This is a genomic window from Mucilaginibacter sp. Mucisp73 (assembly GCF_059491465.1).
Map to the genome: position 1 here is coordinate 1,529,475 of NZ_CP168507.1, position 26,498 is coordinate 1,555,972.

Here is a 26,498-nt window from a genome sequence, read left to right on the forward strand (position 1 = left end):
TAGTTTACAAAACGCTAAACTTCCAACTTAAAACTTTTGACTTAAGCCTTAGAACCCGAGATTTTAGACTCCGGACTTAAGCTAATCAACCGTATTAGGCAAATGCTGATCCTCAGTTAAGCCTTCACGCTCAAATTTGCGGATAATAAGCCTTGTACCGCCATTATAGGTTACATAGCTCGATACCCAGTTAATGAATACAATCACCTTATTACGGCCGCCTAAAAGCGATATCAGGTGCACAAACATCCATACAAGCCATGCAAAAAATCCCTGGAATTTTACTTTGCCCAAATCGGCCACCGCCTTATTGCGGCCAATGGTTGCCAATGAGCCTTTATCGTTATACTTAAACGGCGAGGTTTGTTCGCCGTTAATGATATGAATGATGTTTTTAGCCACGTGCTGGCCCATTTGTATCGCTACCTGCGCTACGCCGGGGTGTCCCTTAGGGGTTTCATCGGTGATCATAGCTGCAACGTCGCCAATTGCAAATACGTTGTTAAAGCCGGCAACGCGGCCAACGCTATCCACTTTTATTCTATTTCCACGTTCAATAACCTCTTTATCAAAGCCATCGGGCACAACACCCATAACCCCGGCACTCCAGATCACATTTTTGGTGCGAATGCTTTTACCACCTTCAAATTTTATTTCCTCGCCATCATAGCTTTCAACCTTTACTCCGGTTAGCACTTCAACGCCCATATTGGTCAGAAAGGTGCGGGCCGCGTTGGATGCCTGGTCGGAGAAGGGGCCAAGTACTTTCGGTAAAAAATCGACCAGGTACACCTTCATGTCCTCCTTTTTAAGTTCAGGGTAGTCTTTAGTCAAAACGTGATTACGAAGCTCGGCCAGTGAGCCTGCAAGCTCAACACCCGTTGGGCCAGCGCCTACCAGTACAAAAGTAAGGTAGGGATCGCGCTCGGCCTTACCTACTTTAAGCAGGGCTTCTTCAATGTTCTGCAAAATAGAGTACCGGAGGTTCAACGCCTCAGGGATCGACTTCATCGGCATGGAATAATGCTCGATATCTTTATTGCCAAAAAAGTTGGTTGTTGAGCCGGTAGCAATCACCAGGTAATCATAGGCAATATTACCAATGGTGGTTTCGAGCATGTTGTTATTGGCATCAACCCTGGTTACCTCGGCTATCCTGAACCTGAAGTTCTTTTGACTGGCAAAATTCTTCCGCAGGGAAAAAGCTATCGACTCCGACTCGAGGCTGCCCATGGCCACCTGGTACAACAGGGGCTGAAATGTATGGTAGTTGTGCTTATCCAGCATCAAAACATCTACGGGTTTGTCCTTTAGTTGTTTTGCTACCTGCAGACCGCCAAAGCCGCCGCCTACTATCACTACTAAAGGAAATTTGGAATTATTGGATGTATTCATGAGCAGGTTATTATTTAAAACTTATTCTCTTACAGACCTTGTGATCTATATAAAGAGGTTGCACAATCACCGTGCCGCCAATTATAATGTAGTTTAAAGTACAGTGCAATTATACTTGATTGTTTGCGATATGCAACACCAACTGTCGGCTGTTTTGCGTGTTTTTAGCAGCGATTTTCCTGTAACAAAAAAGGCCCCAAATTACTTCGGAGCCTTTCAGTTATTTAAACTTTATTTTATTTAAGGTCTTTTTTCCCAAAGTCGACGATCACCGGTGTTGCCACACAGATCGACGAATATGTACCGAAAAGAACACCTATCAATAACGCGAATGAGAAGCCTTTGATCACGTCGCCACCAAAGATGAACAATACTAACAATACGAATACCACGGTTAATGCAGTGATAATTGTACGGCTTAATGTACTGTTGATGGCTTTGTTGATGACCTCTTCTGGTTTTTCGTTTTTGTTAGAGTGATCAAGGAATTCACGGATCCTGTCAAATACTACCACGGTATCGTTAATTGAATAACCGATAACAGTAAGGATAGCCGCGATGAAAGCCTGGTCAATATCCAATGAGAACGGAAGGAAACCATTGAACAATGAGAAGAACGATAATACTAACAACGCATCGTGAGCAGTCGCGATCATGGCACCCAAGCTGAATTGCCATTTACGGAAACGGATCAGGATATAAGCCGAGATTACGAAGATTGCGAACAATACCGTGTAAATAGCTGATGTTTTTAACTCATCGGCAATAGTAGCACTTACTTTTGAACCACCTAAAATGTTGCTGTCGGTAATTTTAGTTTCAGCTTTAGCAGCTAATGTGCTAACAAGGGTTGCCCTTACCTTGGCATCGGCAGCTGTTGAGTTATCATTGAACAGATAGTTGGTAGTGATACTGAATTTATCGGTACCCATGGTTTTAACCTCGGTACTGCGACCTAAAGTGGCGTCGATAGCATCGTGGATCTGCTCGGTAGTAACGTTTTTGTTAGGGAAGCTAACAATGTAGTTACGGCCGCCTTCAAAATCCACACCGTAGGTAAAGCCTCGGGTGAAGATAGATAACAAACCTGCTGCAATGAATAAGCCTGAGAAAATGTAGAACTTGCCGCGGTTTTTTACGAACGCGAAGTTTGCATTTTTAAAGGTATGTGAGCTCCAAGGGTTAGAAAATTTGATATCCATGCCTTTGTCAAGCATCCACTCAAATATAACCCTTGAGATCAGCAATGAACAGAACAATGAAGTTGCGATACCGATCATCAATGTTGTTGCAAAGCCCTGGATAGGACCTGAACCAAATACAAACAGGATTAAACCGGTAAGGAAGGTACTGATCTGTGAATCGAGGATTGAAGGCAAAGCATGTTTGAATCCATCGGCAACAGCAACCCTTAATGATTTGCCAAGGCCAAGCTCTTCACGCACACGTTCATAAACCAGTACGTTGGCATCTACCGCGATACCGAGGGTTAATACGATACCTGCAACACCTGGCACAGTTAATACCGCGCCTAAACTGGTCAGTACACCCATCAGGAAGAAGATATTGATGATTACTGCAACAACTGCTACAGTACCGGCACGATTGTAGTAAGCGATCATGAAAATCAATACCACAACTAAGCCTAAGATACTTGAAGTAATGCCTGCAGAGATAGCCTGCTCGCCTAATGACGGACCTACAATTGACTCAGATACGATGTGGGCAGGAGCCGGTAAACGGCCTGCTTTTAATACGTTGGCTAAGTCGCGCGTATCATCAATGGTAAAGTTACCGGAGATTGATGATACACCGCCCGAAATTTCGTTTTGAACGACAGGGGCCGAATAAACATTATCGTCCAATACGATGGCGATTGATTTTTTATTAGTACCAGATGAAGCTTCGGCGGTAACGGCACGCCATTTTTGAGCACCTTCCGAGTTCATGATCATAACAACCTCTGGGCTGCCTTTTTGATCATTATCTGCACGGGCGTCGTTAATTACGTCGCCAGATAATACCGGGCCGTTTTCAGCACCTGTAAGTTTAATAGCGTATAACGCGAAAGTTTTGGTGTTTTTAACAGGTTTTACTTCCCACAAAAATTTGATGTTACGTGGAATAACTGCTAAAACATCTGCACTGTGCAGGTATGAATTTACTTTAGCAGTATCCTGAAGCGGAGCATAACCAACAACAGGGCCCTGGCCTAATTGCTGCTGGCCGTTTGCACCCTGGCCAACGTTTAATGACATTACTGCAAACAACGGGTGTTGTGCAGCTAATTTTGTTTTGCTTAATGAAGCAGCTGAAGTATCGTTTTTAGCAGCATTCTTTTGAACTTTACTTAATAATGAACCTCCTTTAGCTGTATCAGCTTTTCCAGCTGCAAGTTTAGCAGTGGTATCAGCTTTCGCTGATTTACCTGTGTCCGCTTTGGCAGTTTTGCTTTTTGCAGCAAGCAGGTTGTCAATATTGATCAGGTATTGATATGCCTCAGCATTATCAAAAGTTTCGTAAAACTCCAGTTTCGCAGAACCCGAAAGCAACTTACGAACACGCTCCGGTTCTTTAACGCCTGGTAGCTCAACTAAAATCCTGTTTGAGCCTTGTTGCAACTGGATGTTTGGCTGGGTTACACCAAACTGGTTGATACGGGTGTTTAAAACAGTAAATGATTGTTTAACCGCAGTTGAAGCCAAATCCTCAAGATAAGTTTTAACCTCGCTGTTTGAAGCGTTGAACTTCAGGTGGTCCTGGTTATCTTTTGTTGAAAAGATAGCGGCAAGTTTACCATTGGGGTTTAGCTTTTCGTACTCGCTTACAAATAAAGCGATGTAATCTTTTTGGTTGGTTTGAGCATTGGCCTGCAATTTGTCGGCGTTAGCCAAAGCCTGGTTAAAAGTAGCATCAGGATTGTTGTTGGCAATTTTCCTAACCAGCTCATCAAGCTGGATCTGCATAGTAACGTTCATGCCACCCTTAAGGTCAAGGCCTAATGCAATTTCCCTTTGCAATACATAAGCGTAATCATGTTTTAATAGCGGATAAACCGGTTGATTGGAAATAGAATCCAAATAAGCTTTTTCTTTCTCAGGATCTCCCTTTGAATATACTTTGGCATCCTCCCTAACCTTATGGGCCACCCACGTAAATGATAGCTGGTATAAGCACACCACTGCCAGTAGTATGGCGAAAAATTTAATAACCCCTTTGCCTTGCATCGAATTTGTAATATGTAATAAATTAGTTTATAAGCTTTTTTTCAATAAGGCAGCAAATCTAATAAAATTTCGTAAGCACAAAATTTTAAATTAAAACAAAATCATGACAAAAAATGTTAGCGCCGCACAAGTGTGATAAAAGAATATTTATACTTGTTTTTTTCGTCGGGCTCAAAATCTTCACGATCTTTTTCCAGCCATTCATCAGGATTTAATTCCGGGAAGAAGGTATCGCCTTCAAAATCCTGGTCAATAATGGTGAGATATATGCGATCAGTTAACGGAATTGACTGTCGGTAGATCTCGGCCCCCCCAACAATAAAAACTTCATCCTCGGCCTTGCAAAGCTCAATGGCCGCTTCAATGGATGGTACTACCTCGCAACCTTCAATACTGATGGCCTGCCGGGTAATAACAATGTTGCGGCGTTTGGGCAAGGGCTTACCAACCGAATCAAAAGTTTTACGGCCCATGATCACGGTATGCCCGGTAGTAACATCTTTAAAATGCTTCAGATCATTAGGCAAATACCAGAGTAATTTATTGTCTTTACCGATAGCGTGGTTTTTGGCTATGGCTACGATGATGGATAAAATCATTTTATTTGGTCATTAAGTCATTGGGTCATTTGCTTCGTGTCATTTTGCTTTGCATCATTTTACTTCGCGTCATTGGGTCATTTTTTGACTTGTAGTTATGCATTGCCTTTCCCAATGAATTTGATATAGATGTTTAATTTTACGTGAATTGTTCTAATTCCCGGAGCAGCGATTGATATTCGTCTTTATTGATCAGGCTTCTCGTATTTGCCTTTTTGAGCCAACCTTTGGTTTCAATTACTGATCCGCGGCTAAAATAGCAGAAGTTCTTATTCTCCTTGTAATGATAGCGTCCAAATCCTTCAGCAATGTTTGCGCCAATCGAATCAGATGAGCGAACAATTTGTTTACCCAAAGTGTCTTTAGCAAAGTATTCCCATTTAGCCACTATAAACCAAACCCTGTCGGAAAATGCTTCTGAAAGATTATACACTTCAAGTTCTTCAATTCTATTACTCATGATAAGATCAGGCGAAAAATAGGACAATCAAAAAAATGACTCAATGACCAAATGACGCGAAGCCAATGACTAAGTTATACCGCCACTTCGGCCTTAATATGCGGCCAGGGATCATAATTCTCCAAAGTGAAATCTTCAAACTTGAATGAGAAGATATCTTTTACCCCCGGATTGATTTTCATGGTTGGCAGGGGGCGAGGATCGCGGCTCAGCTGCAGGCGCGCCTGTTCCATGTGGTTGTTGTACAAATGTGCATCTCCAAAGGTGTGTATAAAGTCGCCAAGGTCGAGGTCACATACCTGTGCCATCATCATGGTGAGCAGGGCATACGACGCTATGTTGAAAGGAACGCCAAGGAAAATATCTGCACTGCGTTGGTACAACTGGCACGAAAGTTTTCCCTTTTGTTCCCCCTTCAGGGGGTTAGGGGGCTCTACGTAAAACTGGAACAAACTATGGCATGGCGGCAGGGCCATCTGGTTAACCTCGGCAACGTTCCAGGCTGACACGATGATACGGCGCGAGTCGGGATTGTTTTTAAGCTGGTTCACCACCTGTTTGATCTGGTCGATATGACCGCCATCCGGTGTAGGCCATGAGCGCCACTGTTTGCCGTACACGGGGCCAAGGTCGCCATTTTCGTCGGCCCACTCGTCCCATATTTTTACGCCATTTTCTTTCAGGTAACGGATATTGCTGTCGCCGCTCAAAAACCAGATGAGCTCATGGATTATAGATTTGAGGTGCAGTTTTTTGGTGGTTACCATCGGGAAACCATCCTTGAGATTGAAACGCATCTGGTAGCCAAACACACTCACTGTACCGGTGCCGGTTCTGTCATGCTTTTGCGCTCCGGTTTCCATCACATGTCTCATCAGGTCAAGATACTGTTTCATTTTATTTTAAGTTAGATTCGGTTGATTGAGTTAAATTGGGTGATTAGGTTAATGCTTTGAGAAGGCAACGACTTAATGACCTAATGACTCAATGACCAAAGTTTCAAAAGGCAAAGAAAAATAATCTACCTTTGGTTTCCTACGGATGTTGGCAAATACATCACGTGTTAATTAATTTGTATGATTTTATTTCCGAATGCAAAAATAAACATCGGCCTCAATGTTACCGAACGCCGGCCGGATGGTTATCATAATCTCGAAACCATTTTTTATCCTATCGACATTAAAGACGCCCTTGAAGTAGTGAAAAGCGACAAATTTAGCTTCACCTCAAGCGGGCTGGATATTCCTGGCCTACCGGAGGATAATCTCTGCGTTAAAGGTTATCAAATGCTCAAGCAGGATCATGACCTGCCACCGGTGAGCATTCATCTGCATAAGCATATCCCGATAGGCTCGGGGTTGGGCGGGGGATCGGCCGATGCCGCGTTTTTTATCAGGTTGATGAATGATGAATTTAAACTCGGCCTTTCGGTAGATGAAATGACCAATTACGCGCGCCGCCTCGGTGCCGACTGCGCTTTTTTCATCGAGAACAAGCCTGTGTTTGCTTTTGAACGCGGCGATGAATTTGAGAACATCAGGCTTGATCTGTCGGCTTATAAAATCGTGTTGGTAATGCCGCCTGTTCATGTATCAACAGGGGAAGCTTTTCGCGGTATAAAGCCGACCCCGGTAAAAGATTCATTGTTCGATTTGATCAACGAACCGATAGCTGATTGGAAGAAGCTTATCAAAAATGATTTTGAACAAACCGTGTTTGAAAATCATGCAGAAATCAGAGGCATCAAAGCGGTCCTTTATGAGGCAGGGGCCATATACTCAAGCATGAGTGGAACCGGAGCATCCGTGTTCGGTATTTTTGCTGAAACTCCCGATTTGAAATTTTTGGAAGGGGAGAACCAAGTGTTCTATTTGTGATGTCGGATTTCGGATGTTTGATTTCGGATTTGGTGGGATTCGGGCAGCTGTCCCGAAGCGAAATAAAAGCATCATTGCGAGGTACGAAGCAATACCCGATTAGCAGGTCGTCCCTGTATAGTTTGGGATTGCTTCGTACCTCGCAATGACGTTATGATATAAAACAATTCTGCTACGAAACTTACTTATCCTGCTGCATGTAAATGCCGGATGATTTATCGATCATTTTATCGGTCGATAGACCTTCCGGCATTTTATTTAAAAGAAATATCCGATTCCAAAATCCTACTTACAAATTCCGAAATCAAACATCCGAAATCCGAAATCAAATGCCCGCGTCTTCACTCACGCCTCGCCCTATGCCTTCCACCCAATCGTGCTCGCCCCAGCCTTTGGCAATAGCGGTTAATAAACGGCTGTGTACGGCGTTTGCAATAGGCATGGGCATCTCGCTTGTCTGCGATAATTTAAATGCGAGGCGCGCATCTTTATAACCCAATTTTGATTTGAAGCCTACTGGTTGATATTGCTTGCCGGCAAGGGCCTTGCCGTAGCTCTGGAAAATTGGAGCGTTGAAAAGCGTCGAGCTGAAAAAGTCGGCTACCTGCATTCTGCTTAGTCCGTTTTTTTCGGCAAGGGTGAATGCCTCGGCCATCATTTCCATGGATGCCATGATCATAAAATTGCCTGCTATTTTAACCACATTTGCACCTCCCGCCGAGGGGCCAAAATCAATCACTTCCTGGCCAAGTAAATCAAGTATAGGACGGGCGTCAATTTTAGTTTGTTCATCACCCGAAACGCAGATCCATAGCTTACGTGCAGCGGCTGCTTCGGGCCTTCCGAATACAGGAGAAGCGAGGTAGCGATTTCCTGCCTGTTCATGTAACCTGGCCAATTCTTCAGAAGTTCCAGGTGAAATAGTGCTCATGGATATGTGTACAGCATTTGGCTGTAGCGTTTTTAAAATTCCGCCGTCGCCTACAGCCGATTCTCGCAGCACTTCGTCATCTGATACCATAGTGATCAAAAATGGCACATTTGCCGCGGCTTCAGCAGGACTCTGGCATTTGGTTACACTGTCGGTGCCAAGCTCGTCTACCTTTGAAAGTGTGCGGTTGTAAACCTGCAAATGGTACCCTGAGTCAATGAGGTTTTTGGCCATGCTGATACCCATGTTGCCAAGGCCTATAAATCCAATCTTTGTTTTCATATTTTAGCTGATGTATTCCCTGTCTTCGTCACTTAGTGTATCGGTGTCGTCTTTTTTGTGCATGGCGTCATGATAGCCTTCAATATCGAACTTTTGTTTTTTAGGCCATGCCACGATCAAGCCCAATATAAAACCTGTTACCGCAACTACCAGCATCATCATTAGTTTGGATACCCTGAAAGTGGCGAACAAAAATTTGAAGTAAACCTCGTCGGTATTTTGCATTAGTACGATGGTAAGCAAAACTGCGATGGCTACAATGACTATTGTTTTAATGCTCATGATGGATGTTGGTTTTAGAGTAATACAATATCCGCTTTTTAAATGTTTAATAAAAATTGATCTCATGTAAATCGAGGTCATGGAATTTGATCGCGAAATAGTGCGGAGATGTGTCTGCATTTTTAGGTTCATATTTTATTGGCTGTGTCCACCTCCGGTAGCTCTTCAATTTAAGTCGCCCAGATTTTGCCCGGTTGATAATTGCCCTTTCAAAAAAATGAGGTGACAATAACCGCCGTGAAATTTTGCCCGTATTTTTCAAAGGCTAAAATCAGAACTTTTAATACCCCTGGAATTTGATATTGCGAGGATTTCTTTCGCCCAAAATTTCTTTGCAAGAATCCTGCGAGAGTGAAAAAAAATCCGTTCGAAAACTGATTTTGTATACAAGCAGGAGAGATGCCGCGATTTTTTTTTATTCCTGAATCATTACTTCACTACACTTTCTGACGTGGGCTTTGTTCGTGCCGAATTAGAAAGTTTTACGCTAAATAAGATGCATTAATTATTTGATTTATAAATTTATATGATGATTTTTTTCTTGTTGTTTTTTAAATGCTAATTTTTTTAGTTTTTTGTAATTTTATTTGCATTGCTTTTGTTTGATTATTTGTTTATATGAATTATATAAATATCTGATTTTTAAATTTATATTTTTATAATATAAATAGTTAGTTCAAATTTATTAATCGATGTAAAATGACTTAAATTGAAATTGTATAGTTTGCCGATCCAATTTTTATATTGGAACTTAATACACTAAGTTAAAATTGGATTTTGCCGCTGTTTTGCGCTGAGATGTTAGTTGAGCCCGGAATGCCTTGAAAAATTTAAATCGCTCTGAGGGGCTAAAAATAGCCAAAGCGGACGCTGATATTTCGCTCCTATTTTGGAGTTGAGGATGTGAAAACTAAGGCTGATTGGAGTTGTTGAATCGCTGTTTAATAACAGGCAGAAGTACGGCCGTTACAAGTATCTGTATGAGGCAAGCAAATGAGGAAGCTAAGAATTAGGACAAGCTTTTATGCCGTGAAATTTGCTTTCGGGCTACGGGGTATAAAAAAATTGTAGACAAAATAAGGATGGCCCCGCCCCAAAATCCAAGCGTCATTTTATTAAGATCACCAAAAAAAATAAACGACATTATGATGCCGTACACCGGTTCAAGATTGGTGATAAGCGCCACCCTGAACGCCGAAAGCTCGCGCATTACGGATACACCGGCAACGTAGGCCAGCGATGTACACACGGTGCCAAGTAGTACCAGGTAACCAATGTCCGCTGGCTTTAACAACATGGCCCGGGTATAGCCGGAGGTTATAAAAAGGTAAATCGAGATCCATATAAAAGCGCCGGATAGCTCATAAAATGCAATAACCGGCGCCTGTAATTTTTGTACATGGCGAGAGTTAATAATGGAAAAAAGGCTGGCGCAAACGGCGCTTACAAGTCCGGCTACAATACCCTTAGTGTATCTTGTTTCAAATTTGAAAATTAAAATGATGCCTGAAATAATTAAAATTCCGGCTAAAATTTCCAATTTTGAAATGCTTTTTTTATTGATGATCGGCTCCAATATTGCCGTGAAAAGTGTGATGGATGAGAGGCAAACCAGGGTAACTGCAGCCGTCGAAAGTTTAATGGCTGCAAAGAAAAGGATCCAGTGCCCACCCACAATTGCCCCCGTAAACGCCAGTTTTATCAGCGTTTTTCTGTCGACTTTAAAATCGGTTTTATTGAATTTAAAATACAAAAACAACGAAACAAAGGCAATAAGTACTCTGTACCACACCAATTGTACGGCCGAAATGGTGATCAGGGCGCCTAAAATTCCGGTAAATCCCCACACAAAAACAGTAAAATGGAGTATTATAAGGTTCTTATTTAGGGCCGAGGGGGTGTTTTGCGCCATTATTTGGGTGCTTTTAAAAGTAGGTAATAGCCTAAAATTCCAAAAACGATGTTAGGAATGAATACAGCTGCCAGAGGCGACATACCCCCTTTTACCGAAAATACAAGCGCAAACCGTTCTAATATAATATAAGCGAAACATAATAGAATACCTATCCCCAGGGGTAATCCAACACCTCCACGTACCTTTCTCGACGATATGGAAACACCGATTAAAGTAAGTACAAAGGCTGATAAAGGGTACACAAAACGGTGATATTTTTCAAAATAAATGGCCTTTAAATATTCCGGGCGGCGCAGTTTTTCCTTGTCAATATTCTTGTTCAGGTCGCTTAAAGACATGGCCTGGTATACGTTATCATATACAATAAAATCGCTCGGGTGCATATCCAAAACAGTGTCTTTTGGCGTGTTGCTTGTAATGAATTGTTCTTTCATTCCGTTTACATATTTAACACTGTATTGTTTAAGCGACCAGATCCGTTTTAAAGAATCGTATTGAATTTGTTCGGCAATCAGTTTTTCACGCAACGTATCACCATTAAATTTCTCCATTATAAAATTGTAACCGAAGTGAGTTGTGGGATCGTAATTGGCAAGATAAACAAAAGTATGTTTGTCAATTTGCATGTGTACTTCCACCTTAGTCGGGTCATTGTCCATCATGCCATTGGCATTTTCAAAGTCGATTTTCAGCCGATTTGTGAAAGGAATAAGGTATACATTTGCAAAAAAAGACACCACAAATATGATTGATGAAGCGATTACATAAGGTCTTAAAAATCGATTAAAACTTGCCCGGCCGCTCAATATCGGAACGATTTCTGTTTGGTTTGCCATCTTGGCTGTAAAGAAAATCACCGCCAAAAAGTTGATCAGCGGCGATAACATATTCAAATAAAACGGAATAAAACCCGCGTAATATCTGAAGACGATATCGTGCAAACTGGCGTGTTTATTCAGGAAGTTATCCAGCTTTTCTGATACGTCAAACACTACAGATATCACCATGAAAATGCCCATAGTAAATATAAAAGTGCCAAGGTATTTGCCAATAATAAACCTGTCGATGATCTTTAAATATCTATGAAAAAAAGCTTTCATCTGTCGGTTGTTTGATTGTTAATTTCCATGTTTTTCCTGGAGATTTCTTGTGATTTTATGAGTTGTTATAAACGCTGTCCAAGGCGCTTTACCATCATGTTTTTCCAATCGTAAAACTCACCCGCAATAATTTTTTTTCGCGCCTCTTTAACCAGCCATAGATAAAAATGGAGATTATGCAAGGTGGCAATTTGAGCACCTAACATCTCGCCAGAGTGGATCAAGTGGCGTAAATAAGCTTTACTGTAATCTCTGTCGGCAAACAGATCGCTGTCATCTTCAATGGCCGAAAAGTCGTTTTTCCATTTCTCATTTTTGATGTTGATGATGCCGTTTTTGGTGAAAAGCATGCCATTGCGCGCGTTCCGGGTTGGCATAACGCAATCAAACATGTCAATACCCAGAGCTATGTTTTCCAAAATGTTTACAGGCGTACCTACCCCCATTAAGTAACGCGGTTTTTGCTGCGGTAATATATTGCATACAATTTCGGTCATAGCATACATTTCCTCGGCCGGTTCACCTACCGAAAGGCCGCCGATGGCATTACCTTCACGCTCATATGAAGCTATTACTTCGGCCGATCGTACACGCAGATCTTTATATACCGAACCCTGTACAATTGGGAAAAGCGTTTGACTGTAACCATATTTTGGTCCGGTGCTGTCAAATCTGTCGCAGCAACGTTTCAGCCAGCGGTGGGTCATTTCTATCGATCGTTTTGCGTAGTTGTAATCACAGGGATAGGGGGTACACTCATCAAACGCCATGATAATATCTGCGCCGATAATGCGCTGAATGTCCATTACATTTTCGGGAGTAAACAAGTGTTTTGATCCGTCAATATGCGAGCGGAAAGTAACCCCTTCTTCTTTTATTTTACGTACTTCGGTTAATGAATATACCTGGTAGCCGCCGCTATCGGTCAAGATGGGGCCGTCCCATCCATTAAATTTATGTAGTCCTCCGGCGCTTTCAAGTGTATTTAAACCGGGACGCAGATATAGGTGATAAGTGTTGCCCAATATAATTTGCGCCGAAATATCCTGTTTAAGCTCGTGCTGGTGCACCGCCTTTACAGTGCCGGCAGTGCCTACAGGCATAAAAATAGGGGTTTGTATGGTACCGTGGTCGGTAGTGATCTCGCCGGCGCGGGCCTTTGAAAGCGGGTCTTGTGCTGTTAAGTTAAATTTCATTTTAGGGTTGCAAAATTAGCAAAAAAAACCCTCATGCCCGTCCTTTCCAAAACGGCGGCAGGATAAAAGCTATTTATAAACGTGCTGAATATTAAAACCATGTTAATTAAAGTACTTTTATTTTAAGGGGGATTAAATAAGAGTACATTAAACTTCAAATTAACGCTGATATTGGGCCTTAATTTCATTGATTTTTAACAAATTTGCCTCATTATTTTTTTTGTTTGGAAACGTACTTACACGACGCGCTTTTTATTCTTTTTCAGCTTTGTTTTATAGTTCAGCTATATTACCTGGTAAGCAGGCATACCCGCCTTGCAGGCCATAAACCCGCCGAAGGGCCGCCGCCCAGAGTCTTAATCCCCATTTCTGTTATTATCAGCGCCCGCAACGAAGCCCATAACTTAGAGGAAAATCTGCCATCGATACTGGAACAAAACTATCCTGATTTTGAGGTGATTGTTATCAATGATTGCTCTTTTGATACTTCTGACGAGGTGCTTGACACCATGCAAAAAAAATACGCCCACCTTAAAGTTGTTACCATTACCGAGCATGACCGCTTTAAAACCGGTAAAAAGTTTGCCCTTACCTTAGGCATCAAGGCATCAAAAAATGAACACCTTTTATTTACCGATGCTGATTGTAAACCAGCTTCCGAAAACTGGATAAGCCGTATGGCAGCCAATTTTGCAAGCGATGTGCAAATAGTTTTGGGATACTCTCCTTATTATAAAAAAGGTGGTTTTATTAATGCTTTTACCCGCTTTGAAACCATAAAAACAGCAACCAATTACCTGTCGGGCGCGTTAACCGGCGACCCCTATATGGGTATTGGACGCAACCTTGCCTATACAAAAACGTTATTTTTTAGTGCAAAAGGTTTTGCTTCGCACATGCACGTAATATCAGGCGATGATGACCTCTTTGTTAACCAGCATGCTACTCCTGATAACACAGTAGTTGAATTGAGCCCCGAATCATTTATGTTTACAGAGGCTAAAACCACATTTAAATCGTGGTTTAAACAAAAAAAGCGACACATGGGGGTGGGGAAACTGTATAAAAACCAGCACAGGCGTATGCTTAGTTTTGATGCAGTTAGCGGCTTTATATTCTATATTTTATTAATATTATTCCTTATTTTAGGGTATGAACCGTTACTGGCATTAGGTTTGTGCGTTTTTAGGTTGATATTACAAATGGCCATTTATAATCGTATATTTAAAAAACTTAATGGCAAAGACCTTTGGTGGTATCTCCCCTTTTTTGACCTATTATATTATACATATTTAAATGTTTTTGGATTGATCGGTACCTTTTTAAAAACTACTCAATGGAAATAAACGCCAACTTTACCGAGAACGCAAAGAATGATTTTCACCTGGTAGTGAAGGCCAGGCAGGGAGATCAAAAAGCCTATGCCGATTTGATGCACCGTTATAAAGACTCGATTTATTTCATGGTGCTTAAGATGGTAAACAACAAAGAAGATGCAATGGATTTAACGGTTGAAACCTTTGCCAAAGCATTTGAAAAACTTGAAAAATACCAGCCTGATTTTGCTTTTAGCACCTGGCTTTTCAGGGTAGCAACTAACAATTGCATTGATTTTATCCGCAAAAAGAAACTAAGTACCATGTCAATTCATGGCATGATGGACGATGAAGGGGATGAAAAACCGCTGCAAATTAAGGCGGATAGCCTTAACCCCGAAGAAACATCTATCAAAAAGCAACAAACTCAGGAGCTAAGATCATTAATTGAAAGCCTCCCCACGCGTTATAGGAACCTGATTACCTTACGCTATTTTGATGAGCTATCGTACGAAGAAATAGCCCAGCAACTCGATCTCCCGTTAGGGACGGTAAAGGCGCAATTATTTAGGGCAAGATACCTGCTTGGCAATATTATTAACCGTTTTAACAGGGATGACATCTGAAATAATTCTACAATATTTTCCTGATTTAAGTGCCGAACAGCGTGAGCAATTTGAAAAATTGCCAGCTTTATATGAACACTGGAACAGCCAGATCAACGTAATTTCCCGCAAAGATATTGATCTTTTATTTGAACGTCACGTGCTCCACTCGCTTGGGATTGCCAAAGTAATGGCTTTTTTACCGGGCGAAAATGTGCTTGATGTGGGTACCGGTGGGGGCTTTCCTGGTATTCCCTTGGCTATTTTATTCCCCGAAACACAATTTCATTTGGTTGATTCGATAGGCAAAAAAATCAAGATTGTTACGGAAGTAGCTGCAGCCTTAGGCCTCAGAAACGTGAAAGCATCACACCTGCGGGCCGAACAAATTGCGGATAAATTTGACTTTGTAGTATCACGCGCTGTTACCCAATTAAAGGATTTTTATCCATGGGTAAAAGGTAAATTCAACAAGCAATCGAATAACAAATTACCCAACGGTATCCTGTATTTAAAGGGCGGCGATTTGGAGCAGGAGATCAAAGAATCGGGCTTAAAAGTTATCCAATATCATCTGAAAGATTACTTTAAAGAGGAGTTTTTCGAAACAAAACAGGTGATATACGTGAAGGGATAATCTATTTGTAATCCACCTTTCTGATTATAAATATGCATATAAAGACGCTACTGCGTTAAAGTAAATCACTTTACGCCTTCGCGTCTTTGCGGGAAATCATTTATAAAATGCGGTTTAACTTCTATATCAAATGATCATGATGCTGGTTGTCGGTGCGTGATGCTGCCCAAAAAACAAACCCCAGGAAAAATAACGCACCACCGGCAAAAACAGGTAGTTTAAATGTCCATCCACCATTTAAGCCGGTAGTAATAATTGAACTGCCAGAGCTATCTACCGCATTGATGGTATGCTTATAAAAAAAATTACCTGCAATAAGCATCACAATGCCTACTATTGCTAAAATGATCCCAAACTTTTTCATATTATGAGGTTTAAAAATGAACAAAATCAGGTTAACGGTAAGGTCCAGGAAGTATAATTGGTACTTATTAAACAAAGCGTACTTTAATGTGTTTGCTTTGTTTTAGATATATTTTAAAAGAAATTGTCCCGATTGGATATATCTAAGTTACAAACTTTTGAATACTTAAAGAAATTATTTAACGATTTGTAAAACAGGGTTAAGGAGAGAGCAGGGATTTACGCAGAAAATTGCCGGGACGGTTTTAGGCCGGTCGGCAATTATAAAAGCTTGTTTAAAGCTTTATTTTTATTTGTTTTCTTTTGCGGGGTAGCCTACCACAATAACTTCGCGAAGGGTAGTTGAAGCTTTTGTAGAAGCCATTGCCTGATCATATTGTTTTGAAGGAACCGGGGTGTAATAGTTTTCGTTGTCACTTACTAAAGCCATAGACACAGGTAAATTATAATGCCCTGATTTTATACTGAGGTCACCGTCAAAATTGTTCACAACCCTTAATATTTCATTATCTATATCCTGATCAACGCCTTCGACAAGGGCCACTTCACTTATTTTACCATTAATAATATTAAAATTTAACGTCACTTTTCCCGAAATGTGGTTTTCACGTGCTTTTGACGGATAGCGAACGTGTTTTGCAACATACGAATATAGGTTCTGAAATGGATCTGCAGGTGGCGGGGGCGGCGGGACACGTTCTGCAACAGCTGGTGTGGGAGCCTTCGGGGTAACAGGTGCCCCTTCTATCACTTTAGGTGCTTTCTTTATCTTTTCCGGATTTGCAGGCGGTGGCGGAGGTGGCAGCTTTACATCAATAACCTTAGGCTTTTTGCTGTTTGCGGGCGGAGCAGGCGGCGGTGGCGGAAGTTTTGGGTAAATTAACATTTTAGGAAATGTATAGCCGTATTTAGTTTTCAGTGTAGCCAGTTCTTCCAGAGTAGCTTTGCTTTTAAAATATTCTTTTTGCTCCCCGTTCTTTTCGGTAATGATTACCCTGAAATCGGTTTTTTTATTAACAAGGTAGCCGGTTTCTTCGTATTTATAGCCTTTGACAGTAAGATCCTGTTTTTTTATACGGATTGGATCTGCTTTGATTGTATCTGCAGGGCTTGTTTGCGCATTTGTCGGCTTTTGATTAGCAATTTGATGGCCGGGCATCAGGTCGATGATCCCATAGCTTTTACTGAATACTAAGGTTGATGCACAAAGCAGGCCGGCGCATATGGGTACGGCCACGAGGTATTTTAGCCTGGCTAATTTCCCCGAACGTTTTTGGTTTAACATAATTATCCTCTTTTTTAATAAGTTATAATTGAAAAATGAATGCGCCAGAGGCGAGCCGTTTAACCCATAAGCATTGCTTACCAAAAACGACGAATAGTTGAGGGCATCACTTTCCTGCGCGGCAGTTTGCTCGTCGGCTATATATTCATGGATAGTTTTCAGGCTGATTTGCAATAAATAAACCAGCGGATTAAACCAATTGATAATCTTGATCAGCTCCAGAAAAACAATATCGACCGAGTGTTTTTGACGAATGTGAACCAGCTCGTGCCTGATAATGATATTATTAGCCTGGGTTTTTGTGCCAATAAAAAGGTAGTTAAAGAAGGAAAAGGCGGTGTTTGATCCCTCTATATTGATGAGTTTATACTTATCATTAACCAGAGTTTTGGTGGCCTTTGTTAGTTTGACCAATTGATAAAGCCTGATAAAGAGTACTGTGGTAAGTACTATTGTACCAAGTATATAGGCGTAAACCAAAATATCGTTAAAGGTTAACGTTGGCTGCACGGTAAGCTTTTGCACAGTGGTTTGGTAAGCCGTTTGCGGAATGATAACGATTGTTTTTGTTGCAGTTTCAACCGGTTTTAGCCAGCCAATTTGTACAACGGGTAATACAAATGAAACCACACAGCTCAATAACAGGTATATACGGTTTAAAGTGTAGTGTGTTTCCTTATGTAAAAACAGGCAGTACCCTGCATAAAATACGCATAGGTACAAGTTTGCTTCAAGCAAATAATATAGCCAGTTCATTGTTGTTTGCTTTTAAGTTTATCAATTAATGATGTTAGCTCGTCCAGTTCTTTTACGCTGATGTTCTTTTCATCCACAATAAAGGATACCAAACTTTGATATGAATTGCTGAAATAGTTTTTCATCATCTTATCAAATGTGAATTTTTTGTACTCCGCATCGCTGATGAGCGGAAAGTAAACATGCGAGTTACCATAGGCCTTATGGTCGATAAAGCCTTTGCCCTCCAATACCCTTACCACAGTCGACACCGTGTTATAAGCGGGTTTAGGCTCAGGCATTTCTTCAATAATATCTTTAACAATGGCTTCTTTCAGTTGCCAAAGGATCTGCATTACCTGCTCTTCGGCTTTGGTTAGTTCTTTGATATGCATAGCAAACTATTTTTATAGTTATATAAAGGTAGAACTATTTTTATAGTTTGCAAACTATTTTTGTAGTTTTTAAAAAATGTGCAGATTACGGATGTGCAGATACGCAAATTAAATAACGAAAGGCATATGTTTTAAAGCTGAATATGATATCCAAACTTTATTTATTGCATTGCAAATAATAGGTTCTACTTGAAAATCGCCCGAATATTTATAATTTGCGAGGCTATAATCTGCATGTCTAAACCCAATGTCATTACTCCATAAAGTAGCTTTATCTTTTGTTAAAAACCTCGGGCCGGTAGCGGCTAAGTCCCTGATCGCATATCTCGGCAGCGTGGAAGATGTGTTTAACGCATCGTCCGAAAAAATGACCAGGATTCCGGGAATAGGTGAGAAGCGCGCTGTAAAATGGGATTTTGACGATGCTTTGAAGCAGGCCGAAAAGGAATTGAAGTTTGTAGAAGATCATAATATCGACGTTATTTTTTACACCGATGCCCGTTATCCTAAACGCTTGAAAAATTGCCACGATTCGCCGGTGTTGCTTTACGCGAAAGGGAAGATGGATCTTAACCCGCCACACATCATTAGTATAGTGGGCACCCGTAACGCTACTGATTACGGCAGGCAATTATGCCGCCAGTTAGTTGAGGAACTACAGCAATATAATGTATTAATAGTAAGTGGTTTGGCACATGGCATTGATGTAGCGGCACATAAAGAATGCGTAAAGCTAAACGTGCCAACCATCGGTGTACTTGGCCATGGGCTCGACAGGCTTTATCCTGCTCAAAACCGGGCTACTGCCGATAAAATGCTCGAAAACGGCGGTTTACTATCCGAATATCCTTCGGGCACTAATCCCGACAGGGAAAACTTTCCGCAGCGAAACCGGATAGTTGCCGGCATTGCCGATGCAACCGTGGTAATTGAAGCCAGTATAAAAGGAGGTGCGCTCATCACGGCCGAAATTGCCAATTCCTACAACCGGGATGTTTTTGCTTTTCCGGGCAGATTGGGTGATGAATTTTCTGAAGGATGTAACTTCCTGATCCGCAATAATAAAGCGAGCCTGCTAACCTGCCCTGCTGATCTGGCTTTTAGTTTAGGTTGGGAAAAGAATGATATAAGTAAACCTGTTGAGCAATTTATGCTGCCGTTTGATCTATCGGACGATGAACGGCTGATCATGGATATATTACGGCAAAACAATACGCCCGTTGCTATTGATGATTTAACCCTGCGGGCTAATATGCCTATGAGCCAACTGGCCATGAACCTCCTTAATATGGAAATGCAAGGGTATATCAGCTCGCTGCCGGGAAAAACTTATAGAGTGAATTGAGTGTTATAAGTCTGGAGTCTTAAGTCGCCAGTTCAAAGTCTTGAAAAAATATGATTTTAGAAGACTATAGATATAGACTTAGAACTTAAGACTATCCCTTCGGCGAATCAAAATGCGTCAGTGTTCCGTCTTCTTCGCTGATGGATTGCCATGTATCGTTTTCAAAGGTAATGATGGCCACGGCACAGGTCGGCATCTCTTTTAGCTGGCTGGTGAGGTAATATAGTATTTGGCTTATACCCGGGTTATGGCCAACTATGCCTATATAATCATATTCATCGGGCAGGCTATTAACTACTTTAACCCAGGTGTTTTCGCTGGCTTCGTAAATTCTTTTGTCTTCCCCCGGAGCCGGTAATTTAAACTGGTTAGCAAAAATTTCGGCAGTAGTTTTGGTACGCAGTGCAGGGCTGGTTATTATAATTTGAGGTATTTGTAACTGCCCTTTTAAAAGGGTGGCCATTAAAACCGCATCCTGCATACCTGATTGTTTTAAAGGCCGGTCAAAATCAACATAACCGCTTTCATGGGTAGCTTTTGCGTGGCGTATTAATAATAACTTTTTCATGATTTTAAACGGCTGACCGATCGGTTTATAATGTTACGGTTTTGTGATTATAACGTGAGACATTTGTAATAAGTTTCCAATAATACTAAATAAATAAGGAGAAGCTGTTGCTTCTCCTTATAATAAAAGACAGGCAAAGCCTGCTTCAATTTTTACCAGGTTAATTAAAACGCGTAACCAACTGAAATGCCGAAAACACGGTTTGTAAGTTTAATACCATCAACGTTGGTGATGTTGGTAAGTCCCCAATCATAATTAGCATTGATCAGGAAACCGGTTTTGAATTTAAAGCCAACAATGGCATTTAAACCCGCGTCGGTTCTTTTGATTTCGTCCTGGCCGCTGCCAAATTTAATGTCTTCAGAATTGCCGCTGTTGTCTTTTGCTTTGCCGGAAACACCCATACCAAGGTAAGGGCCGGCACCAAGGTAAAAGTCACCGACTACCGCAGGCACGTGGTACACAACATTTACCGGAACTTGCAGGTAATAGAGTTTTACTTTGCCGCCAGAGTTTGCTTCGCCATCAAAAGAAACACTTGATGATCCGCCTTTACCGGTAAAGTTTAAGGCTGGTTGTAATGATACATTGCCAAATTTAAAATCGACAAAAGCGCCTACGTTGAATGTGGTTAAGCTGCCCGAATTGCCGGAGCCGCTAACCCCGTCAACTGTAGCATGTAACGTTGCGAAGTTTACACCTCCTTTAAAACCAACAGTAGGTAATTGTGCAAATGCTGCAAAGGATGCCATTAAAAGGCACAGGCTTAGTAATGTTTTTTTCATCGTGAAAAGATTTTAAGTTAATACACAAAATTATACAAATACAATAAAATTAAAAGGTATCTGATGTTTTTTGGCGAAATATTAACAATTGTGAATTTGTAAGTATAACTTAAGTAAGGTTTTATACCCGTAATTAGCGATTGGAGAAATCTACAATATCAGCTTCTGGCATATCGTTCATACATTTAAAGTGTCCGAGCGGGCATTTTTCAAGTCCGAATTTGGAGCAGGGGCGGCAGGATAGCTCAATACCGGCAATCAGTGTTTCTTTTACTTTATAAGGCCAAACCCCCAGCAGATCGGGCGTGGTGCCACCCCAAACCGAGGCTATAGGGACATTAAACGCTTCGGCAATATGTGTGAGACCTGTATCAAAACCAATTACATTTTTTGCGCGCGATACCAGAAAAACCGATTCATCAAGTGATGTTATTCCGCAGGCATTATAAACTGAAGTACCAACTGCCGCAGCTATTTCATCGCCATTTGCTTTTACATCATTGCCGCCCAATAGCAAAACAGGTAAATTAAGCTGCCTGCAAATGCTAATGATCTTGTAATTAGGCATCCGCTTGGTAAAATGAGTTGCTCCTATTACAAATGCAACATAACCATTTTGATAACTAAGCGGAAGGAGTTTAGTTATATCATGTTCAGCTTTAATATAATAGTCAATAGGATTATCATCATTAACCACACCTAAAAACTTAACAGCTTTTAAATACCTGTCAACCAAATGCTCTTTACTTACCAGGTTGCGTTTCAACTTTAAACTTAGCCACTTTAAAATTGGCTGTTTTTTATAAGTTGATGCTTTGATACCGGCACGTAGCTTGATAATGCTTGTGCGGAGATTGTTATGCAGATCGATGATGTGATCATACTTTTCGGCCTTAATTTCGTTGATGGTATCTGCCAAAGACGGTTTTAATAACAGCAGCTTATCAAGGTAAGGGTTATTATCATAAATATATTTAAAGGCCGGTTTAGTTAAAAAATGGACTTCGGTATTGGCGACCTGCCTTTTGAGGCAACGTACAACAGGGGTGGTATAAATTATATCACCCATTGAACTAAAGCGGATCACCAATATTTTCATGTTGTTATCACGTTCAGGAAATCTGGCTCCTGATTTTTTCGATTATAGAAGTGGATGAATATCCTTCAACAAAATTAATGGTTTTAACCTCGCCTCCGTTTGCAATCACTTCTTTGGCGCCTACGATGTTTTCAACCGCATAATCGGCTCCCTTTACCAGTATGTCGGGCAGAAGGAAGCTGATCAAATTAAGAGGGGTATCTTCTTCAAAAACAACGATGGCATCCACAAAAAACAATGCCGCCAACAGTGCTGCACGGCTGTTTTGATCATTTACCGGGCGGGTTGGGCCTTTGATGCGCCTAACCGAACTATCGGCATTAAGGCCAATCACCAGCTTGTCGCCAAGTTCGGCCGCTTTGGCCAGGTAGGTGAGATGGCCTATGTGCAGCAGGTCAAAAACACCATTGGTGAACACTACCTTTTTGCCTTCAGCTTGCCAGTTTTTGATCTGTGCCTGTAGCGACGGCTGATCTGTTATTTTATCAAGAAGGGTTTTTTCGAAGCCGGTCCTCATTTGTTTTTCCTGTAAACACACATCACATGTGTCTTTGTATATTATCAGAAAGACGCGTGTGATGCGTCTCTACGGTACTGTTTAATCAAAAAGGTCATCAACGGCGGTACACAGGATATGCCCGATAAGGATATGCATTTCCTGGATACGCGCGGTAATGTTTGACGGCACGATGATGTTAAGATCGCAAAGACCATTCATTTTACCGCCATCTCGGCCCGAAAGGCCTAAGGTTTTAACTTCCAGTTTTTTAGCAGACTCAAATGCCGCCAGGATCCCCGGACTGTTTCCGCTCGTCGAAATGCCGATGAACAAGTCGCCCGGTTTGGCAAATGCCTCCAACTGGCGTGAAAATACATGTTCGTAGCCGTAATCATTGGCAATAGATGTAAGCGCCGAAGTATCAACTGTTAATGCAATGCCCGGCAAGGGTTTACGATCTTTTACATAACGCCCGGTAAGCTCTGCAGCAATATGCTGAGCATCAGCAGCACTACCGCCGTTGCCAGCCAGTAATACTTTATTGCCTTTTTTTATGGTTGAGGTAATCATATCACAGGCTGTCTCGATATCGCCGCCAAGCGTATCAATTACCCTTTGCAGCGTATCCTGGTGATCTTTAAGTTCGTTTAATATTTTTTCGTTCATTCGTTCACTGGTTCATTAGTTCATTGGTTGGTTAGGGCAAGCACATTCAAACCATTGGCCTTTAACCTCTGCCTTACCTTTCGCTTTTTAAAATATCCTCAACAATCTCATCTACCGTAGTTGTTGCGCTGCCCACGTGGCGAATTACTATAGCAGCCGCGTGGTTGGCCAGTTCGCATGAATCCTCAATGCTTAAGCCTCCCGCCATAAAGTATGCCATGGTGGCCAGTACAGTATCGCCGGCACCTGTTACATCAAACACTTCGGTTGCCTTTACCGGTAAACTTTGATAGCCCTCTTCGCTTAATATTACCATGCCTTCTTCGGATAAGGTAACTACTATATATTGAGTCCCGGTTTGTTCAAAAATTACCTTACCGGCCTGTTGCAGGCTTTCTATCGACTTGATCTTATCGGTTTTAGCAGCTTCAGACAATTCCTTGCGATTAGGCTTAATGATAAAAGCGCCTTTGTATTTTTCGTAATTAAGCCCTTTGGGGTCGATGATTACTTTTTTGCCTTTAGCATTTGCTGCTTTTATAATGCCCTGGGTTAGGAACGGCGAAAACAGGCCTTTGTTATAATCAGATAAAAGTACCATATCTGCGTTGTCAATATAACCGCTTAGCTTACTAATAAGCTCGTTGGCGATAGGCTCCGATACTTCGTCGGTAACTTCACGGTCAACACGTACCAGTTGGTGGCTGCCAACAACAACGCGGGTTTTTACTGTGGTAGGGCGGTTGCTATCTTTAATAATAGTGTCAGTTTCAACCCCTTCGTCGGTCAGGATTTTGATCAATTCTCCGGCAGCCTGGTCATTTCCAATTATGCCGGCAACAATAACTTTTGCACCTAATGATACCAGGTTTTGAACCACATTACCGGCACCACCTAATGTAGTGGTCTCGTTTTTAACATTTACAATAGGCACAGGCGCCTCGGGCGAAAGGCGCGTAGCATTGCCCCATATATAATGGTCAACCATCAGGTCGCCAATTACCAGTATTGCCGGTTTGTGAGCTGCGGCCTGTATGGATTGTACTTTATCTTTTAGGTTCATTTAATTTAGTCATTGTTTCATTGCTTCATTAGGTCATTGTTTATCGCGTAAAAAACACTAACCTCTGATCTCTAATCACTAACCTCTCTTTGCAGCAAACGCCCTCGTAATTTCGGCCAACGGCATAGCGTTCATGCACATCTCCTTATATAAACCACCTTTGCGGGCTGCCAGGATGCCGTAATGCATGTCTGTAAAACCTTCAATGCGGTGGGCATCGGGGTTTATGGAAAGCATAACGCCTTTATCCAAAGCATATTGGTGCCAGCGCCAGTCGAGATCGAGCCGCAATGGGTTAGCGTTTATCTCGATAACTACGTTATTGGCCGCGCAGGCATCTATCACTTTTTTATAGTTGATAGGATATCCGCTACGACTTAGTAAAAGTCTGCCTGTTGGGTGCCCTAATATGGTAGTGTACGGATTCTCGATAGCAGTAATAAGCCTTGATGTAGCTTTTTCTTCATCCATTTTAAGGATGGAATGTACAGAGGCGACAATGAAATCAAACTTTTGCAGGATCTCGTCAGGATAATCAAGCGATCCATCGTACAAAATATCCGATTCTATACCTTTAAAAATATGAAAGCCATCGAGCTTTTTATTGAGGGCATCAATTTCTTCGTGTTGCTGTAGCACACGTTCAATGCTCAGTCCCTTGGCATAAAATGCGCTCTTGCTATGATCGCACATGCCAAGGTATTCCAATTTCAGCGTATCCCGGCAGTATAGGGCCATGTCTTCAATACTGTTTACACCATCGCTCCAGGTGCTGTGATTGTGGAGGGTACCTTTCAGGTCATGCCAGTTGATCAGCGTTGGCAGTCCGTTCTTTTCGGCTTTTTCAATAAACAGGGTACCTTCACGCAATTCGGGCTGCACCCAGCTTAAACCGGCTTTGGTGTAGATCATTTCTTCCGTTTCTGGCTGTTCAACAGGAACATTAATCCTGTCGAAAACGGCTTGTACATGATCATCAGTACCTGTATTGATAAATAGTTCTTTGTAATAATCAGCCTTATCTACACAAACAATATCAACGAGCAAGCCATTTTGCAGCTCGCCCTGAATATGGTTTTGATTTTTACTTATATTGCAAAGTATGGTTGAATTTACCAGCGCTTCGTAGGCAACATCATGGTTAAGACTGCCAACTACAATCACAATTTCGGTAATGATCTCATTTAAACGCCTGAATTCGCCTGCAAAGTGCTTCAGTGCGTCGGGGAAAATGGCTTTCACCTCATCCATCAGTTCGTTGGCTTCCTTTTCAACCTGGGCAAAAAGGAACTTGCCGTTGCTCGCCATCCTGAACTCAATAGCCTTACGGATCTCTTCCTGCGTTTTAAGCCCGAAGCCCTTTGCCTCTATCAGGCGGTTTTCATTGCAGGCATAAAAAAGTTCACCGGTATTTTCAATGCCCAGCTCTTTCCAGATGACAGCTACCTTTTTGGGGCCGATGCCTTTAATACCCATCATTTCAACCACACCGGCAGGGGTTTTATCCAACATATCCTGCAGCTCGGTCATGGTGCCGGTTTCAAGCAACTCAGCAACTTTGCCGGCTATGCTTTTACCTATGCCATCAATCTTCTCCAGTTCGTCCAGTTTTTTACCGGCGATAGGGAAGGGGAGCTTATCAACTTTAAAAGCTGCGTTGGCTACCGATTTGATCTTGAACGGATTAACCTCATGGAGTTCCATGAGTTGTGAGAGTAAACGAAGTGTACGGGCTATGGGTTTATTTTCCATAATTACAATGAGGCAGTAAAAATACAAAAAGCCATTGTAATGACAGCTTATGCGGCGGGTTTGTTTTTGAGCAGGAGTATTTTCTCGCGAAAGGCCAAGCCATAATACAGTTTGAGAATAC

General features: G+C 41.7%; 25 protein-coding genes. 5 read left to right on the top strand and 20 right to left on the bottom strand.

Translation table 11 applies throughout. The features are described from left to right. Positions 1-81: 81 nt before the first annotated feature. The 5 genes from ACEN82_RS06595 to ACEN82_RS06615 all read right to left on the bottom strand — a co-directional run bounded on the left by ACEN82_RS06595 (position 82) and on the right by ACEN82_RS06615 (position 6,577). A complete protein-coding gene (locus tag ACEN82_RS06595) occupies positions 82-1,395 on the bottom strand; it encodes an NAD(P)/FAD-dependent oxidoreductase (protein ID WP_413322058.1) in 1,314 nt (437 codons plus the stop codon). A gap of 236 nt (positions 1,396-1,631) precedes the next feature. After that, a complete protein-coding gene (gene secDF, locus ACEN82_RS06600) occupies positions 1,632-4,622 on the bottom strand; it encodes a protein translocase subunit SecDF (RefSeq protein ID WP_413322059.1) in 2,991 nt (996 codons plus the stop codon). A 116-nt stretch (positions 4,623-4,738) separates the two neighbouring features. Continuing rightward, positions 4,739-5,221, bottom strand: coding sequence for a dihydrofolate reductase (locus ACEN82_RS06605; RefSeq protein WP_354484047.1), 483 nt, complete (start codon positions 5,219-5,221; stop codon positions 4,739-4,741). Positions 5,222-5,360: 139 nt separating this feature from the next. Next, positions 5,361-5,681, bottom strand: a complete 321-nt coding sequence (locus ACEN82_RS06610; RefSeq protein ID WP_413322060.1) for a four helix bundle protein — start codon at positions 5,679-5,681, stop codon at positions 5,361-5,363. Positions 5,682-5,755: 74 nt separating this feature from the next. Beyond that, positions 5,756-6,577, bottom strand: a complete 822-nt coding sequence (locus ACEN82_RS06615) for a thymidylate synthase (protein WP_413322061.1) — start codon at positions 6,575-6,577, stop codon at positions 5,756-5,758. Between the two features lie 180 nt (positions 6,578-6,757). Between ACEN82_RS06615 and ispE the strand changes: the two genes are divergently transcribed. Next, complete coding sequence (gene ispE, locus ACEN82_RS06620; protein WP_413322062.1) at positions 6,758-7,558, top strand: 4-(cytidine 5'-diphospho)-2-C-methyl-D-erythritol kinase; 801 nt, start codon at positions 6,758-6,760, stop codon at positions 7,556-7,558. Between the two features lie 325 nt (positions 7,559-7,883). Here ispE and ACEN82_RS06625 read toward each other — a convergent pair whose 3' ends face one another. The 5 genes from ACEN82_RS06625 to tgt all read right to left on the bottom strand — a co-directional run bounded on the left by ACEN82_RS06625 (position 7,884) and on the right by tgt (position 13,264). After that, positions 7,884-8,771 (bottom strand): NAD(P)-dependent oxidoreductase, encoded by an 888-nt coding sequence (locus ACEN82_RS06625; protein WP_413322063.1) that lies wholly within the window; start codon positions 8,769-8,771, stop codon positions 7,884-7,886. A 3-nt stretch (positions 8,772-8,774) separates the two neighbouring features. Continuing rightward, positions 8,775-9,053, bottom strand: a complete 279-nt coding sequence (locus ACEN82_RS06630) for a lipopolysaccharide assembly protein LapA domain-containing protein (protein WP_167516085.1) — start codon at positions 9,051-9,053, stop codon at positions 8,775-8,777. Positions 9,054-10,062: 1,009 nt separating this feature from the next. Continuing rightward, on the bottom strand, positions 10,063-10,965 hold the full coding sequence (locus ACEN82_RS06635; RefSeq protein WP_413322064.1) for a DMT family transporter: 903 nt from the start codon (positions 10,963-10,965) through the stop codon (positions 10,063-10,065). Continuing rightward, complete coding sequence (locus tag ACEN82_RS06640; RefSeq protein WP_090526507.1) at positions 10,965-12,068, bottom strand: LptF/LptG family permease; 1,104 nt, start codon at positions 12,066-12,068, stop codon at positions 10,965-10,967. The genes ACEN82_RS06635 and ACEN82_RS06640 overlap by 1 nt, the downstream gene beginning before the upstream one ends. A gap of 65 nt (positions 12,069-12,133) precedes the next feature. Further along, complete coding sequence (tgt, locus tag ACEN82_RS06645; protein WP_090526509.1) at positions 12,134-13,264, bottom strand: tRNA guanosine(34) transglycosylase Tgt; 1,131 nt, start codon at positions 13,262-13,264, stop codon at positions 12,134-12,136. 224 nt (positions 13,265-13,488) lie between these two features. Between tgt and ACEN82_RS06650 the strand changes: the two genes are divergently transcribed. The 3 genes from ACEN82_RS06650 to rsmG are packed head-to-tail and all read left to right on the top strand — an operon-like array spanning position 13,489 to position 15,822. Further along, the gene (locus tag ACEN82_RS06650; protein ID WP_495644090.1) at positions 13,489-14,610 is read left to right on the top strand and encodes a glycosyltransferase; all 1,122 of its coding nucleotides are present in this window, start codon (positions 13,489-13,491) and stop codon (positions 14,608-14,610) included. Continuing rightward, positions 14,601-15,206: an RNA polymerase sigma factor gene (locus ACEN82_RS06655; RefSeq protein ID WP_090526513.1), complete on the top strand. Its 606-nt coding sequence runs from the start codon at positions 14,601-14,603 to the stop codon at positions 15,204-15,206. The genes ACEN82_RS06650 and ACEN82_RS06655 overlap by 10 nt, the downstream gene beginning before the upstream one ends. Next, positions 15,196-15,822 (top strand): 16S rRNA (guanine(527)-N(7))-methyltransferase RsmG, encoded by a 627-nt coding sequence (rsmG, locus tag ACEN82_RS06660; protein WP_413322066.1) that lies wholly within the window; start codon positions 15,196-15,198, stop codon positions 15,820-15,822. Before ACEN82_RS06655 ends, rsmG begins: the two co-directional genes overlap by 11 nt. Before the next feature lie 121 nt (positions 15,823-15,943). Here the strand turns inward: rsmG and ACEN82_RS06665 are convergent, their stop codons facing one another. The 3 genes from ACEN82_RS06665 to ACEN82_RS06675 form a co-directional block, all read right to left on the bottom strand. Continuing rightward, positions 15,944-16,186, bottom strand: a complete 243-nt coding sequence (locus ACEN82_RS06665; RefSeq protein WP_091162272.1) for a hypothetical protein — start codon at positions 16,184-16,186, stop codon at positions 15,944-15,946. 288 nt (positions 16,187-16,474) lie between these two features. After that, positions 16,475-18,226: a M56 family metallopeptidase gene (locus ACEN82_RS06670; protein WP_413322067.1), complete on the bottom strand. Its 1,752-nt coding sequence runs from the start codon at positions 18,224-18,226 to the stop codon at positions 16,475-16,477. Continuing rightward, positions 18,223-18,600, bottom strand: coding sequence for a BlaI/MecI/CopY family transcriptional regulator (locus tag ACEN82_RS06675; RefSeq protein WP_090526521.1), 378 nt, complete (start codon positions 18,598-18,600; stop codon positions 18,223-18,225). The genes ACEN82_RS06670 and ACEN82_RS06675 overlap by 4 nt, the downstream gene beginning before the upstream one ends. Positions 18,601-18,847: 247 nt before the next feature. Here ACEN82_RS06675 and dprA point away from each other — a divergent pair, with 247 nt between their 5' ends. Then, positions 18,848-19,945 carry a DNA-processing protein DprA gene (dprA, locus tag ACEN82_RS06680; protein ID WP_413322068.1) on the top strand — a complete coding sequence of 366 codons (1,098 nt, stop codon included), beginning with the start codon at positions 18,848-18,850 and terminating at the stop codon, positions 19,943-19,945. Positions 19,946-20,036: 91 nt separating this feature from the next. Here the strand turns inward: dprA and ACEN82_RS06685 are convergent, their stop codons facing one another. From ACEN82_RS06685 to ACEN82_RS06715, 7 genes are all read right to left on the bottom strand, one after another. Then, on the bottom strand, positions 20,037-20,513 hold the full coding sequence (locus ACEN82_RS06685) for a SixA phosphatase family protein (protein ID WP_090526524.1): 477 nt from the start codon (positions 20,511-20,513) through the stop codon (positions 20,037-20,039). A 164-nt stretch (positions 20,514-20,677) separates the two neighbouring features. Beyond that, on the bottom strand, positions 20,678-21,298 hold the full coding sequence (locus ACEN82_RS06690) for a porin family protein (RefSeq protein ID WP_413322069.1): 621 nt from the start codon (positions 21,296-21,298) through the stop codon (positions 20,678-20,680). Between the two features lie 133 nt (positions 21,299-21,431). Further along, complete coding sequence (locus ACEN82_RS06695) at positions 21,432-22,397, bottom strand: glycosyltransferase family 9 protein (protein WP_413322070.1); 966 nt, start codon at positions 22,395-22,397, stop codon at positions 21,432-21,434. 13 nt (positions 22,398-22,410) lie between these two features. Then, positions 22,411-22,914, bottom strand: a complete 504-nt coding sequence (rfaE2, locus tag ACEN82_RS06700) for a D-glycero-beta-D-manno-heptose 1-phosphate adenylyltransferase (protein ID WP_090526531.1) — start codon at positions 22,912-22,914, stop codon at positions 22,411-22,413. A gap of 81 nt (positions 22,915-22,995) precedes the next feature. Continuing rightward, positions 22,996-23,562 carry a D-sedoheptulose 7-phosphate isomerase gene (gmhA, locus tag ACEN82_RS06705; RefSeq protein WP_413322071.1) on the bottom strand — a complete coding sequence of 189 codons (567 nt, stop codon included), beginning with the start codon at positions 23,560-23,562 and terminating at the stop codon, positions 22,996-22,998. 73 nt (positions 23,563-23,635) lie between these two features. Next, positions 23,636-24,625 (bottom strand): D-glycero-beta-D-manno-heptose-7-phosphate kinase, encoded by a 990-nt coding sequence (rfaE1, locus tag ACEN82_RS06710; protein ID WP_413322072.1) that lies wholly within the window; start codon positions 24,623-24,625, stop codon positions 23,636-23,638. 78 nt (positions 24,626-24,703) lie between these two features. Then, positions 24,704-26,377 carry a helix-hairpin-helix domain-containing protein gene (locus tag ACEN82_RS06715; RefSeq protein ID WP_413322073.1) on the bottom strand — a complete coding sequence of 558 codons (1,674 nt, stop codon included), beginning with the start codon at positions 26,375-26,377 and terminating at the stop codon, positions 24,704-24,706. Between the last annotated feature and the right edge of the window lie 121 nt (positions 26,378-26,498).

Excerpts from the sequence above, each read along its gene's own strand:
- ACEN82_RS06625 (WP_413322063.1), bottom strand. The coding sequence starts at position 8,771 with ATGAAAACAAAGATTGGATTTATAGGCCTTGGCAACATGGGTATCAGC.
- ACEN82_RS06640 (WP_090526507.1), bottom strand. The coding sequence starts at position 12,068 with ATGAAAGCTTTTTTTCATAGATATTTAAAGATCATCGACAGGTTTATT.
- ACEN82_RS06610 (WP_413322060.1), bottom strand. The coding sequence starts at position 5,681 with ATGAGTAATAGAATTGAAGAACTTGAAGTGTATAATCTTTCAGAAGCA.
- dprA (WP_413322068.1), top strand. The coding sequence starts at position 18,848 with ATGTCATTACTCCATAAAGTAGCTTTATCTTTTGTTAAAAACCTCGGG.
- ACEN82_RS06670 (WP_413322067.1), bottom strand. The coding sequence starts at position 18,226 with ATGAACTGGCTATATTATTTGCTTGAAGCAAACTTGTACCTATGCGTA.
- ACEN82_RS06715 (WP_413322073.1), bottom strand. The coding sequence starts at position 26,377 with ATGGAAAATAAACCCATAGCCCGTACACTTCGTTTACTCTCACAACTC.
- rfaE1 (WP_413322072.1), bottom strand. The coding sequence starts at position 24,625 with ATGAACCTAAAAGATAAAGTACAATCCATACAGGCCGCAGCTCACAAA.
- ACEN82_RS06655 (WP_090526513.1), top strand. The coding sequence starts at position 14,601 with ATGGAAATAAACGCCAACTTTACCGAGAACGCAAAGAATGATTTTCAC.
- ACEN82_RS06630 (WP_167516085.1), bottom strand. The coding sequence starts at position 9,053 with ATGAGCATTAAAACAATAGTCATTGTAGCCATCGCAGTTTTGCTTACC.
- ACEN82_RS06615 (WP_413322061.1), bottom strand. The coding sequence starts at position 6,577 with ATGAAACAGTATCTTGACCTGATGAGACATGTGATGGAAACCGGAGCG.
- ACEN82_RS06595 (WP_413322058.1), bottom strand. The coding sequence starts at position 1,395 with ATGAATACATCCAATAATTCCAAATTTCCTTTAGTAGTGATAGTAGGC.
- ACEN82_RS06690 (WP_413322069.1), bottom strand. The coding sequence starts at position 21,298 with ATGAAAAAAACATTACTAAGCCTGTGCCTTTTAATGGCATCCTTTGCA.
- ACEN82_RS06695 (WP_413322070.1), bottom strand. The coding sequence starts at position 22,397 with ATGAAAATATTGGTGATCCGCTTTAGTTCAATGGGTGATATAATTTAT.
- rsmG (WP_413322066.1), top strand. The coding sequence starts at position 15,196 with ATGACATCTGAAATAATTCTACAATATTTTCCTGATTTAAGTGCCGAA.
- ACEN82_RS06665 (WP_091162272.1), bottom strand. The coding sequence starts at position 16,186 with ATGAAAAAGTTTGGGATCATTTTAGCAATAGTAGGCATTGTGATGCTT.
- ACEN82_RS06635 (WP_413322064.1), bottom strand. The coding sequence starts at position 10,965 with ATGGCGCAAAACACCCCCTCGGCCCTAAATAAGAACCTTATAATACTC.
- rfaE2 (WP_090526531.1), bottom strand. The coding sequence starts at position 22,914 with ATGAGGACCGGCTTCGAAAAAACCCTTCTTGATAAAATAACAGATCAG.
- ACEN82_RS06675 (WP_090526521.1), bottom strand. The coding sequence starts at position 18,600 with ATGCATATCAAAGAACTAACCAAAGCCGAAGAGCAGGTAATGCAGATC.
- tgt (WP_090526509.1), bottom strand. The coding sequence starts at position 13,264 with ATGAAATTTAACTTAACAGCACAAGACCCGCTTTCAAAGGCCCGCGCC.
- ACEN82_RS06685 (WP_090526524.1), bottom strand. The coding sequence starts at position 20,513 with ATGAAAAAGTTATTATTAATACGCCACGCAAAAGCTACCCATGAAAGC.
- gmhA (WP_413322071.1), bottom strand. The coding sequence starts at position 23,562 with ATGAACGAAAAAATATTAAACGAACTTAAAGATCACCAGGATACGCTG.
- ACEN82_RS06605 (WP_354484047.1), bottom strand. The coding sequence starts at position 5,221 with ATGATTTTATCCATCATCGTAGCCATAGCCAAAAACCACGCTATCGGT.
- secDF (WP_413322059.1), bottom strand. The coding sequence starts at position 4,622 with ATGCAAGGCAAAGGGGTTATTAAATTTTTCGCCATACTACTGGCAGTG.
- ispE (WP_413322062.1), top strand. The coding sequence starts at position 6,758 with ATGATTTTATTTCCGAATGCAAAAATAAACATCGGCCTCAATGTTACC.